The organism is Mycobacterium vicinigordonae, from assembly GCF_013466425.1.
GTDB classification, from domain to species: domain Bacteria; phylum Actinomycetota; class Actinomycetes; order Mycobacteriales; family Mycobacteriaceae; genus Mycobacterium; species Mycobacterium vicinigordonae.
The window spans coordinates 3,682,099-3,696,026 of the sequence record NZ_CP059165.1; the positions used below are offsets into that span (position 1 = coordinate 3,682,099).

At 62.9% G+C, this 13,928-nt stretch carries 7 protein-coding genes; 4 read left to right on the plus strand and 3 right to left on the minus strand.

The window, feature by feature from the left end:
- Positions 1-36: 36 nt before the first annotated feature.
- The 3 genes from H0P51_RS16630 to H0P51_RS16640 form a co-directional block, all read right to left on the minus strand.
- Positions 37-756: a histidine phosphatase family protein gene (locus tag H0P51_RS16630; protein ID WP_180913895.1), complete on the minus strand. Its 720-nt coding sequence runs from the start codon at positions 754-756 to the stop codon at positions 37-39.
- Positions 753-1,583: an undecaprenyl-diphosphate phosphatase gene (locus H0P51_RS16635; RefSeq protein WP_180919020.1), complete on the minus strand. Its 831-nt coding sequence runs from the start codon at positions 1,581-1,583 to the stop codon at positions 753-755. Before H0P51_RS16635 ends, H0P51_RS16630 begins: the two co-directional genes overlap by 4 nt.
- A 71-nt stretch (positions 1,584-1,654) precedes the next feature.
- Positions 1,655-1,957, minus strand: coding sequence for a hypothetical protein (locus H0P51_RS16640; RefSeq protein WP_180913896.1), 303 nt, complete (start codon positions 1,955-1,957; stop codon positions 1,655-1,657).
- A 123-nt stretch (positions 1,958-2,080) separates the two neighbouring features.
- Here H0P51_RS16640 and H0P51_RS16645 point away from each other — a divergent pair, with 123 nt between their 5' ends.
- The 4 genes from H0P51_RS16645 (at position 2,081) to H0P51_RS16660 (ending at position 13,910) form a co-directional block, all read left to right on the plus strand.
- The gene (locus H0P51_RS16645; protein WP_425489061.1) at positions 2,081-3,091 is read left to right on the plus strand and encodes a YncE family protein; all 1,011 of its coding nucleotides are present in this window, start codon (positions 2,081-2,083) and stop codon (positions 3,089-3,091) included.
- A 53-nt stretch (positions 3,092-3,144) separates the two neighbouring features.
- A complete protein-coding gene (locus tag H0P51_RS16650) occupies positions 3,145-3,351 on the plus strand; it encodes a DUF5703 family protein (protein WP_180913897.1) in 207 nt (68 codons plus the stop codon).
- 32 nt (positions 3,352-3,383) lie between these two features.
- Positions 3,384-4,469 carry a quinone-dependent dihydroorotate dehydrogenase gene (locus H0P51_RS16655; RefSeq protein WP_180919022.1) on the plus strand — a complete coding sequence of 362 codons (1,086 nt, stop codon included), beginning with the start codon at positions 3,384-3,386 and terminating at the stop codon, positions 4,467-4,469.
- A 477-nt stretch (positions 4,470-4,946) separates the two neighbouring features.
- On the plus strand, positions 4,947-13,910 hold the full coding sequence (locus H0P51_RS16660; protein WP_180913898.1) for a PPE family protein: 8,964 nt from the start codon (positions 4,947-4,949) through the stop codon (positions 13,908-13,910).
- Positions 13,911-13,928: the final 18 nt, after the last annotated feature.

The window sequence follows — 13,928 nt, forward strand, 5'->3', positions numbered from 1 at the left end:
CATCGGCGCCTCGTGTGCGCGGGCACCGACATGCAGCTAGTCGGTTGAGCCGCCGACCACGGCGTCTGCGGCGGGCGGTGAGTCGGATTCAGCGGACTCTTTGGATTCCGGCGCAGGCGCGGGAGCCGCGCGCAGTCCCGCCGATAGCCTCGCCCCGGTGTGGTTGACGTGCAGCACGAACGGCCGCAGCTGGGTGTAGCGCACCACGCTCACCGACGCGGGATCCGCATTGACCCGCTGGAAGCTGTCTAAGTGCATGCCGTAGGCGTCGGCGATCACCGCCTTGATCACATCACCGTGCGTGCAGGCGACCCACAGCACGTCCGCTCCGTGCTCCTCGGTCAGCCGACGGTCGTGTTCACGGACGGCCGCCACCGCGCGGGACTGCACCTGCGCCAGCGCCTCACCGCCAGGGAACACCGCCGCGCTGGGATGGGCCTGCACCACCCGCCACAGCGGCTCACTGACCAGCTCGCCGAGCTTGCGCCCGGTCCATTCCCCGTAGTCGACCTCCGCGATGCGGTCCTCGATCAGCGGCTGCAGGCACAGGGCCTCGGCCAGCGGCTCCACCGTGCGGCGGCAGCGCAGCAGCGGCGAGGTCACCACCGCCCGGATTGGCAGGTCGCCGATGCGGTCGATTAGCCCGGTGGCCTGCTCGCGGCCCTTGTCGTCGAGGTCGATGCCCTCGGAGCGGCCGGCCAATATGCCCGCGGTGTTCGACGTGGACCGGCCGTGGCGCAACAGCAGCACGGTCATGTGGCGGCGACCGTCCCAGCGGCCAGCAGGATCAGCACGGCCGTCCCGGCTAGCACCCGGTAACCGACGAACCAATACATGTTGTGGCGCACCAGGAAATGCAGGAACCAGGAAACTGCGGCAAGACCGACCACGAACGCGATCAACATGGACGTCACCAGCTGCGGGCCGGTGGCGCTCATGCCTTCGGTGACTGGGTGGAAGGCATCCGGCAGCGAGAACAATCCGGAGGCGAAGACCGCCGGGATGGCCAGCAGAAACCCGAAGCGGGCGGCCAGTTCGCGTTCCAGCCCGAGGAACAGCCCGGCGCTGATGGTCGATCCGGACCTTGACACGCCGGGTACCAGCGCCAGGCACTGAGCGGTGCCGACTACGGCGGCGTCACGCCAGTTGAGGCGCTCGATGCCGCGGGTCTGCTGGCCGAGGCGCTCGGCCAGCGCGATCACCGCCGAGAACAGCACCATCGCCGTCGCGATAACCCACAGGTTGCGCACGCCCGAGCGAATCTCTTCCTTGAAGAACAAGCCCAGCACGCAGATCGGGATGGTCCCGATGATGACGTACCAGCCAAGCCGGTAGTCGGTGTTGCGCTGCGACTTCACCATCAGACCGGTGAACCAGGCCCGGACGATGCGCACGATGTCGCGGGCGAAGTAGAGGAGTACCGCCGCCTCGGTGCCGAGCTGGCTGACCGCGGTGAACGACGCGCCGGCGTCGGCGCCAAAGAACACCCGGGACACGATCGCCAGGTGCCCCGACGATGAGATCGGCAGGAACTCCGTCAGGCCCTGCACCACAGACAGGACGACGACTTGCGTCCAGGACATCGGGGTAACCGCAGACACGACGACGACCGTACCTGGTGTACGGGAGGGCTACCGGATGCGAGTGGCCGCGCTCAGCGCGAGAGGGGAACGGCGTGGGCGACTGCGTCGCGGACCGCTGCGGCTAGGCTGCGCTCGTCGGTGAGGTCGATGTCCCGGACGCCGCGAACGGATCGTGCGACGACGTCTTCGTCCTGTGGGACGGGCCCGGACAGCCGGGGCCGGTAGATTTCGACGATCAGCGAGTGATGCTCAATGTGAAAGGAAAAACTGCGTCCATCTCCTACTTCGCCGTATCCGCTGGCGAAGATCCCTGCGGACATGTCCTCGATGGCGAACTCGTTGTTCGCGATATACCGGTCAGCGATGACGGTCATGGCGCGAGAGTACCCGGGCCATACCGGGTTATGCGGTCAACATGACGAAATTGGGCGCGGTGACGTTTTTAGAATCTGATATGTGTCGTCGACGTTGGGATCTGACGGTTGCTGTCTGAGTTCCTGAGAAGTACTGTCCTGCGCTTCGCCGTACTCGCGGGTTTGCTGGCGGGGGCGGCTGGGTGCTCGGGCAATCCGTTGGTCGCCACTCCCCCCACGATCCAACCCGCGCAGCCCGCCGTTTCACCACCCGCGCACAACCCGGCCGGCACGGTGCAATCGCTGGGCGGCCACCCCCAGAACACGTTCTTCGACGACGACACCCATCAGTTGACGGTCCTGTGCCCTGGCACCGACCCGGCGGCACCCGCCGGCCTCGCTGTGTTGGGCGCCCAGAGCGCACCCCGCGTGATTGCGCTTCCCGGCCCCGTCACGGCCATCACCGGCGACGGGCACGGCACGGCTTTCCTGGCGACGCGCGGCGGCTACCTGGCGGTCGAGTTGACCGGCGCCAAGACCACCGCAGTCACCGTGGACGAGCGCACCGAATTCACCGCGATCGCGCGCCGCGCCGACGGGATGCTGGTGCTGGGCACCGCTGACGGCGCGGTGTACACGCTCAACGCCGACAACTCCGTGGCCAGCCGCAACAAGATCTTCGCCCGTGTCGATGCGCTGGCGACACAAGGGAATACAACCGTCGTGCTCGACCGGGGGCAGACATCGGTCACGACTATCGGGGCCGACGGCCGGGTCGAACAGGCGCTGCGGGCCGGCGAGGGCGCGACCACGCTGGCGGTCGACCCGCTGGGCCGGGTGCTGGTCGCCGACACCCGCGGCGGCCAGCTGCTGGTCTACGGGGTGGCCCCACTGATCCTGCGCCAGGCGTTCCCGGTGCGGCAGGCGCCTTACGGGCTGGCCGGCTCGGCCGCGCTGGCGTGGGTGTCCCTGACGGCGTCCAACGTCGTCGTTGGTTACGATCTGAGCACCGGAATCCCCGTGGAAAAGGTGCGTTACCCAACCGTGCAGCAACCTAACTCGCTGGCCTTCGACGCGACGTCGAACACCCTGTACGTGGTGTCGGGCTCCGGCGCGGGTGTCCAGGTCATCGCGAACGCAGTGGGCAAGCCTTGACCAGCGGGACCACGCCGCGGTGGAGTCGGTTGCCAGCGGGGTGGGAAGCCGACATGTCCGACGAGTACGAGTGGGCACCGCTGCGCCTTCCACCTGACGTCACCCGTCTGAGCGCATCCACCCGGCTCTCGATCGAGGCCGAATACCGCGGCTGGGAGCTGACACGGGTTCGGCTGTACACCGACGGGAGCAGACGAGTTTTGTTGCGCCGCAAGAAATCTCGGCTGGAAGGCCGCGTCACAGACCAGCCGGAACTGTGACGGAGGCACCAGCGCACGAGGACGCGCACCGGATTTACCGCCTGTTGCGAAACGTGTTGTTCGCCGTACCGGCCGAGCGCGTGCACACCCTGGCCTTCGGCGCGCTGCGCGCTGCCACGTCCACCGCCCCGGCGCGCCGGGCGCTGAGCCGTCGACTGGGGCCGAGCGATCCGATCCTGGCCAGCACCGTATTCGGAGTGCGGTTTCCCGGACCGCTCGGGCTGGCCGCCGGGTTTGACAAGGACGGCACCGGTCTATCTATCTGGGGCGCAATGGGATTCGGCTATGCCGAGATCGGCACCGTCACCGCCCACCCCCAGCCCGGCAACCCGGCACCCCGGCTGTTCCGGTTGCCCGACGACCGCGCCCTGCTCAACCGGATGGGCTTCAACAACCACGGTGCCGGCGCGCTCGCCGCGCGACTGGCACAGCACCCCCTCGACGTGCCGCTCGGGGTGAACATCGGCAAGACCAAGGCAACGCCCGCCGCCGACGCCGTCGCGGACTACCGGGCCAGCGCCCGGCTGCTAGCTCCGCTGGCGTCATACCTGGTGGTCAACGTGAGCTCGCCGAACACGCCGGGACTGCGCGATTTGCAGGCTGTCGAATCGCTGCGACCGATCCTGTCCGCCGTACTTGCCGAATCGGCCAAGACACCCGTGCTGGTGAAAATCGCGCCCGACCTCACCGACCCCGAGATCGACGAAATTGCCGATCTTGCCGTGGAACTGGGGTTAGCCGGCATCGTGGCCACCAACACCACGATCTCGCGCGACGGACTGCGCACGCCGGGGGTCCACGCGCTGGGAGCGGGCGGCATCTCCGGCCCACCGGTCGCGCGTCGTTCGCTGCAGGTTCTGCGCCGGCTCTACCAGCGGGTCGGCGACAGCTTGGTGCTGATCAGCGTCGGCGGCATCGAAACCGCCGAAGACGCCTGGGAGCGCATCACCGCCGGCGCATCGCTGCTTCAGGGTTACACCGGCTTCATCTACGGCGGCGGTTTGTGGGCCAAGGATATTCACGACGGCATCGCTCGCCGACTGCACGAGGGCGGGTTCGCGTCGCTCGCCGACGCGGTGGCATCGGCAGTGAACAACCGCCAGAGCCCATCGGGCTAGCACCTCGGTTTTGTCCGCTGGACTAGCCGACACTTCTTTGCTATCAACCCCATTGACCATCGCTTCTTTCGGCCTCGCCCACGCGTTACGTTGTATCGAACCACCAATCCACTGAACACTTTTGCCCCCGAGAGTCCGCTGCGCCTCGGGTTGATGGCCGATTTTTGGGGTGAACTTTTCTCCCCCTATCGGGGGAGACGACGTTGTGCGGCCGACTCCGAATGCCGAGCCGCCGACTCTGGCAACTGACTCGAAAATTGTTGTTGCAGAATATATTTCGACGAAACTGCGGACGCGGACCGGCGTCGTTTTCCGGTGGAAACGGGGATGGCACTGCCGCATCAAGGTGGTTGCGAATTCCCGAAATTCAGCTATGAATTGCGGTGATTCGTCTCGACGCTGCCCAGTATCCGTCCGATCAGCCACAGCCACCCGCAGTCGAAACGTTGGGAAGCTGTTTGAAATCAGGGAGATGCGATGGATTTTGCCCGGCTGCCGCCCGAGCTCAATTCGCGGCGCATGCTGGGCGGCGCTGGAGCGGGACCGATGCTGGCCGCGGCGAAGGCCTGGCAGGGGTTGGCCGCCGAGCTGGGTACGTCCGCACTGTCGTTTTCCGCCCTGACCTCAGCGCTGACGACCTCGTCGTGGCAGGGCTCCGCTGCGGCGGCGATGATGAACGCCGCCGCCCCGTATGCCAAGTGGCTCAGTTCGGCGGCAGAGCAGGCCGAGCAGGCCGCGACTCAGGCCCGGTTGGCCGCAGCGGCGTTCGAGGCGGCCCAAGCCGCGACCGTGCACCCGGCAGTCATCTCCGCCAACCGCGCCCAGCTGATTGGGCTGGCGAGGTCCAACGTGCTGGGCCAGAATTGGCCCGCGATCGCTGCCATCGAGACCGAGTACGAGCAGATGTGGGCCCAGGACGTCGCGGCGATGTTCGGCTACCACGCCGATTCCTCGGCAATCGCGTCGACGATCAAACAATTCCGCCAGCTCCACGCGGGGCCGACCGCGACCAGTCCGGTACCGGCCGCAGCCGCCGCCCAACCGATCGCACTGGCCGCCCAGGCCGCGGCCAAACCACTAGCCCGGCTCAGTTCAGCCCTCACCAACCTAGGCGTGGCCAACGTGGGCTCCGGAAACGTCGGTCTGGGAAACATCGGAAACTTCAACTTCGGGCTCGGAAACATCGGCAGCTTCAACCTCGGCAGCGCCAATGTCGGCAACACAAACATTGGTTCGGGAAATATCGGCAACAGTAACGTCGGTTTAGGCAGCAGCGGGTTCGGCAACATCGGGCTAGGCAGCCTCGGCGAGGACAACATCGGCTCCGGAAACTTCGGCATCGACAACCACGGATTGTGGAACTCCGGTACCGGCAATATCGGTTTCGCCAACGTCGGAAATTCGAATTTCGGTATCGCAAACAGCGGCAACAATAATGTCGGAATCGGCCTGACCGGCAACGATCAGATCGGCATCGGCCTGATCAACACCGACAACCTCGGACTGTTCAACTCCGGCACCAGCAACATCGGCATGTTCAACTCCGGTACTGGCAACATCGGATTCTTCAACTCCGGCACCGGAAACGTCGGCATCGGCAATTCCGGCATCGCCAACTGGGGTTTCAGCAACCCAGGTGTCGGCAATACCGGGATTGGTAATACCGGGAATTTCAATACCGGCATCCTCAATGCAGGCATCGGCAATACCGGCTTCGGCAACACAGGTAGCTATAACTCCGGCTTCCTGAACGCAGGCAGCTTCAACTCCGGTAACTACAACACTGGCAGCTACAACACCGGCGGGTTCAACCCAGGTGATTACAACACCGGTCTACTGAACACCGGCAATGTCAATACCGGCGCTTTCAACAGCGGAAATTTCAACAACGGTTTTTTCATAAGTGAGAACAATCAGGGCCAGATCAGTCTTCACGTGGGGATCGAAATTCCAACCATTCCGATCGATACCTCGTCCATCAAGCCGCTAAACCAGACCATAGTCCTCGGCGGCCAAGTGCACGAGATCCCGCCGTTCATCTTCGAACGCTCGTATTTGAACGGCGATTTCTACGTCGGTCCCGTCTACGTGTCTTCGTCCACGATCACCGAACCGACGGTGACCATTGCGCTCGGCGGGCCGTCGACTGTCTTTGGGGCCGCGATCGAGGGCTTACTGCAGGGCGGCACCATCGAAATCATCAATATCCCGGGCGGGCCGGGTTTCGGGAATTCGACGGCGGGTCCGTCGTCGGGGTTCTTCAATTCCGGAACCGGCAGCTCCTCAGGTTTCGGCAACTCCGGCGCCAACGCCTCGGGCTGGCAGAACGCCGCGGTGGGCTCCTTGGGCGGGGTCTCCGGTTTCCGCAACGCCGGGTCCCTGCAATCCGGCCTCCTCAACTGGGGCAACACCGTCTCCGGGATCTACAACACCGCCAGCACCGACCTGGCCACCCCCGCCTACCTGTCCGGCCTGGCCAACACCGGCACCCACCTAGCCGGCGCCTTCCAGCACCCCGCCACCATCATCACCAACCTCGGCCTGGCCAACCTCGGCGACCACAACCTCGGCATCGCCAACCTCGGCGACCACAACCTCGGCATCGCCAACCACGGCGACCACAACTGGGGCATCGCCAACCTCGGAGATGCCAACCGCGGCATCGCCAACCTCGGCACCCTCAACCACGGCATCGCCAACACCGGCACCTTCAACGTCGGCCTAGCCAACACCGGCAACTCCAACCTAGGCCTGGCCAACACCGGCAACAACAACATCGGCATCGGCCTGACCGGCAACGACCAAATCGGCATCGGAGCACTCAACTCCGGACACGGCAACATCGGCCTGTTCAATTCCGGAACCAACAACATCGGCTTCTTCAACACCGGCGATAACAACGTCGGCCTGTTCAACACCGGCACCAACAACTGGGGCCTCGGCAATACCGGAAACCTCAACACCGGCCTGTTCAACTCCGGCGCCACCAACACCGGCCTGTTCAACGCCGGCGCCACCAACACCGGCCTGTTCAATCCCGGCAACTACAACTCCGGACAGTTCAACACCGGCAGCTTCAACACCGGCGGCTTCAACGCCGGCAACACCAACACCGGCATCCTCAACACCGGAAACATCAACACCGGCATCCTCAACACCGGAAACATCAACACCGGCATCCTCAACAGCGGCAACATGAATAACGGGCTGCTCTGGCGCGGCGAAAGTCAAGGCCACTACGGCGCTCACTACGCCATCACATTCCCGGAGATCTCCCTGAATCTGACGGCCACGATCCCCGTAAACATCCCGATCAACATCGAGTTCACTACGACCGTCTTCAGCGGAATCACCGTCGACGACATTCCCTTCGGCACGACAACCAAGATCGGCCCCATTCCGGTTCTGCGCGGCACCATCAACTCCCTCACCATCCCGCCGCTCTACATCAACGGACCAGCACCGCACATCCAGATCGGACAGGCGGATGGCTCGACGACGATCGTCATCCCGATTTCCGCCAGTCTCGGCCCAGCCGAATGGACGTTGTTCAACTTCGGTGGCGCTACCGGGTATGGGAACTCGTCGAGCAGTCCGTCGTCGGGGTTCTTCAATTCCGGAACCGGCAGCTCCTCAGGTTTCGGCAACTCCGGCGCCAACGCCTCGGGCTGGCAGAACGCCGCGGTGGGCTCCTTGGGCGGGGTCTCCGGTTTCCGCAACGCCGGGTCCCTGCAATCCGGCCTCCTCAACTGGGGCAACACCGTCTCCGGGATCTACAACACCGCCAGCACCGACCTGGCCACCCCCGCCTACCTGTCCGGCCTGGCCAACACCGGCACCCACCTAGCCGGCGCCTTCCAGCACCCCGCCACCATCATCACCAACCTCGGCCTGGCCAACCTCGGCGACCACAACCTCGGCATCGCCAACCTCGGCGACCACAACCTCGGCATCGCCAACCACGGCGACCACAACTGGGGCATCGCCAACCTCGGAGATGCCAACCGCGGCATCGCCAACCTCGGCACCCTCAACCACGGCATCGCCAACACCGGCACCTTCAACGTCGGCCTAGCCAACACCGGCAACTCCAACCTAGGCCTGGCCAACACCGGCAACAACAACATCGGCATCGGCCTGACCGGCAACGACCAAATCGGCATCGGAGCACTCAACTCCGGACACGGCAACATCGGCCTGTTCAATTCCGGAACCAACAACATCGGCTTCTTCAACACCGGCGATAACAACGTCGGCCTGTTCAACACCGGCACCAACAACTGGGGCCTCGGCAATACCGGAAACCTCAACACCGGCCTGTTCAACTCCGGCGCCACCAACACCGGCCTGTTCAACGCCGGCGCCACCAACACCGGCCTGTTCAATCCCGGCAACTACAACTCCGGACAGTTCAACACCGGCAGCTTCAACACCGGCGGCTTCAACGCCGGCAACACCAACACCGGCATCCTCAACACCGGAAACATCAACACCGGCATCCTCAACACCGGAAACATCAACACCGGCATCCTCAACAGCGGCAACATGAATAACGGGCTGCTCTGGCGCGGCGATTATCAGGGGCTTTACGGCTTCAACTACACAATCTCTATCCCGGACGAGGCCATTCCGTTCAATCTCGATATATCGATTCCGATAAATATCCCGATAAGCATTTCACTGGGTTCGGTGGCGGTTCAGGGATTCACCATCCCCGAGTACACCGCTGAAATCAACGTCCTCGGAACCGGTACCACCGAACTCATCAGCGTTGGCCCTGTGACATTCGGCAACATAACGTTATCCCTACCTTCGATAGACACCGTAATCGGAGGACCGACCACAACATTGAGTCTGACCGGCGGCGGCGGTATCGGCCCGATTAGGATTCCGATCGTCGACCTGGGCGGGACACCGGGCTACGGGAACTCCACTACCAGCCCGTCGTCCGGCTTCTTTAACTCCGGCACGGGCAGTTCGTCGGGATTCGGCAATATCGGCGCCAACAACTCAGGATTCCTCAACCTCGGTACCGGCGGCACGGGCGTGTCGGGCTACCGGAACGTCGGCGACCTGGTGTCAGGGGCGAAGAACGTCGGCAACACCGTCTCGGGGTGGTTGAACACCAGCACTGCGGACCTGGCGACGGCCGCCAATATCTCCGGCCTAGCGAACAGGGGCAGCAACCTTTCCGGGCTGCTCAGCGGCTTCGCCATCTCGAACCTGGGTCTCGGCAACGACGGCAGCTTGAACGTGGGCAACGGCAACATCGGCGCCTACAATCTCGGCAGCGCAAACATCGGCAGTCACAACTTCGGCGTGGCCAACATCGGTGATCTCAACCTCGGAATCGCTAACCACGGCAATCGAAATTGGGGCTGGGGCAACCTCGGCGACGCCAACATTGGCTTCGGAAACCTCGGCAGCCTCAACCACGGCCTGTGGAACTCCGGACACGGCAACATCGGGCTGGCCAACTACGGCAACTCCAACCTAGGACTGGGCAACAGCGGCAACAACAACATCGGCATCGGCCTGACCGGCAACGACCAAATCGGCATCGGGGCACTCAACTCCGGACACGGCAACATCGGGCTGTTCAACTCCGGAAACAACAACATCGGCTTCTTCAACTCCGGCGACGGCAACACCGGGATCGGTAATGCCGGAGCCGGCAACTGGGGCATCGGAAACGCCGGCACCGGCAACATCGGGGCCGCCAACGCTGGCAGCTACAACTCGGGTCTGTGGAACCCGGGCAGCGGCAACACCGGCGTCCTCAATCCCGGGTCGTTCAACACCGGTCTGACGAACACCGGTGTCGCGAACACCGGTGTCGGAAACGTCGGAAGCTACAACTCCGGGCTGTACAACACGGGCAGTTTCAACTCCGGCAGCGGCAACGGCGGCGACTACAACACGGGTGGGTTCAACTCTGGCGACTACAACACCGGCCACCTGAACTCCGGAAACGTCAACACCGGAGCCTTGAACACCGGCAGCTACAACAACGGATTCTTTTGGCGCGGCGACTATCAGGGACTACACGGTTTCCATGCCGGAATACACATTCCCGAATTCACGCTTATCGATGCCAGTTTCGAGATTCCATTGAATATCCCGATCAGCACCGACATGACCAGTATCGTCCTCTACCCCATCACTATTGCACCCTTCACAATTTCCGGGCTTGACTCGTCGTACCTCAGCATCACTTTCGACGGCATCTTCATTCCGGCGATCACCGGCCTACTACCCGCGATCGATATTCAGATCGGCGGACCCGACACGACGATCCCGGTTAGCATCCACAGCGGCGTGGGGCCCATCGACATCAATTTCATCGATATTCCGGCAGCGCCAGGTTTCGGGAATTCCACGACCGCGCCATCGTCGGGGTTCTTCAATTCCGGAACCGGCAGTGCCTCGGGTTTCGGTAACTCCGGCGCCAGCGCCTCGGGGTGGCAGAACGCTTCGCTGGGCGGGGTCTCGGGCTTCCGCAACGCCGGCTCCCTGCAGTCGGGCCTGCTCAACTTCGGCGACACCATCTCGGGCGTCTTCAACAGCGGTACCGGGCTGTCGGGCATCGCCCACAACGACCTCGTCCCGGGCAATCTGACCAACCTCAACATCGGTTTGGGCAACCTCGGCGCCTACAACCTGGGCTCGGCCAACATCGGCGACTACAACATCGGCAGCGCCAACCACGGCAACCACAACTTCGGCCTGGCCAACCTCGGCGACGCCAACATCGGCCTGGCCAACCTGGGCGACTTCAACCATGGCCTGGCCAACACTGGAATCGGCAACATCGGCCTGGCCAACGCAGGCAACTCCAACCTCGGGATCGCCAACACCGGAAACAACAACATCGGCATCGGCCTGACCGGCAACGACCAGGTCGGTATCGGGCTGTTCAACACGGCCAACTTCGGTCTGCTCAACTCCGGCACCGGCAATGTCGGCATTGGCAACTCCGGCACCAACAACATCGGGCTGTTCAACTCTGGCGATGGCAACATCGGCATCGCCAACTCCGGCACCAACAACTGGGGATTTACCAACACCGGCACCCTCAACACCGGCCTCTTCAACTCCGGCAACATCAATACCGGACTGCTCGACTCGGGTATCGCCAACACCGGCATCGGCAACGCCGGCAACTACAACTCCGGCAACTACAACACCGGCAGCTTCAACACCGGCGGACTCAACGGCGGCAACACCAACACCGGACTGCTCAACGGCGGCAGCCTCAACACCGGCATCGCCAACACGGGCAACATCAACACCGGATTCTTCAACACAGGCAACCTCAACAACGGCATGTTCTGGCGCGGCGACAACCAAGGCCAATACGGCGCCTATTACGCCGTCACAATTCCCAAGATCGGCGCGTTCTTCGACATCTCGATCCCCGTCAATGTGCCGCTCACAATGAGCATCACCGACATACAGATCAATCCCGTCAAGATCCCCACCATCACGTTCAGCGGTCTCGACAGCGGATTGGAGGGACAGGTAACCGGCTCAATCGGTCCGATCAGCATCTTCGGCGAGGACGCCGGCGACCCCATCATCATCAGTTTCGGAGACCAACCGACCTTGGCACTCAACATCGGTAACCCCGATGGCTCAACCGTGATCGGTATCGGCGGAGCGGGCGGCCTGGGTCCGATCACGATCCCGATCATTGATTTCGGCGGTCATCCCGGATACGGGAACTCCACTTCCGCGCCGTCCTCGGGATTTTTCAATACCGGCGCTGGCAGCGTTTCGGGATTTGGCAATTCCGGCATCAACACCTCGGGATGGCAAAACGTCTCGTATGGAGCCCTCGGCGGAGTCTCAGGATTCCGCAACGTCGGCGCCCTGCAATCAGGTTTGCTCAACTTCGGCAATACCATCTCCGGCGTCTTCAACACGACCGCCAGCGACCTGGCCACCGCGGCCAATATCTCTGGCCTGCTCAACACCGGCACCGACCTGTCCGGGGTCTTCTTCAACGGCGCCGCGGTCCACTCTCCCGTCAATATCGGTTTGGGAAACCTCGGCGACTACAACCTGGGCTCGGCCAACCTCGGCGACTACAACATCGGCAGCGGCAACCATGGCAGCCACAACGTCGGCCTGGCCAACCTAGGCAACCTCAACCACGGCCTAGCCAACACCGGAATCGGCAACATCGGACTGGCCAACGTCGGCAACTCCAACCTGGGCATCGCCAACACCGGAAACAACAACATCGGGATCGGCCTGACCGGCAACGACCAGGTCGGTATCGCGCTGTTCAACACGGCCAACTTCGGTCTGCTCAACTCCGGCACCGGCAATATCGGCATTGGCAACTCCGGCACCAACAACATCGGGCTGTTCAACTCCGGAAACGGCAACTGGGGCATCGGCAACTCCGGCGAATACAACACCGGCTTGTTCAACCCCGGCGTGGCCAACACCGGGCTGCTCAACGTCGGCGTTGCCAACACCGGCATCGCCAACGTCGGAAACTACAACACCGGCAACTACAACACCGGCGGCACCAACACAGGCAGCTTCAACAGCGGCAGCTACAACAGCGGGTGGTTCAACCCTGGCAACTACAACACCGGCTTCTTTAACGCCGGCAACTCAAATACCGGGCTGGCAAACTCAGGCAACGTCAACACCGGCGCATTCATTACTGGCAATTACAGTAACGGACTACTGTGGCGCGGCGACTACCAGGGCTTGGCTTCATTCGGATACTCCTCAACCATTCCCGAGATTCCGTGGCACTACGACATCAACGCCGATATCGAGATTCCTGTGACCGGCACTCTCAGTGAGATCACGCACGGCGACATCAATATCTCGGATATCCCGGTCAAGGTCAAATTAGAGCAAACCGTGTGCTACCCATACTGGGAATACCCCTACTACCGCTGCGACACGGTGACAATTCCGGTGTATGACACTCCGATACCAGGGCGGACCATCGACGCAGCCATACTTGTACCTGCGACTACGATCAACGAGGTATTGTCGAACTCCTTCGACCTCGCGGACAGCGGCGCCCTGGATTCACGCACGTTCGGCTTCCAATTCCAGCAAAGCCCTGGATACTTCAACTCAAGCGATGAGCCCTCATCTGGCTTCTTCAACTCGGGTGGCGGCGGCGCATCGGGGTTCTTCAACTCCGGCGATGGACCCCTCTCGGGCATCGCAAACAGCTTCGCGAACACGTCCGGGCTGAATAACGCCGGCGGTCCGGGTAACTCCGGTTATCTGAACGACGGCCAACTAGAATCAGGATTAGCAAACTTCGGAAACACGATTTCCGGCTTCGTCAATACCGGTCCCTCTATTTCCGAGGCAGCTTTTGACTCGGGGCTCGGAAACGTCGGTTCGAATCTTTCGGGACTTCTCAACTCGGTGTCGTTACAGCGAATTCTCGACTGGTAGCGAGAAAGCGCGAGCGAT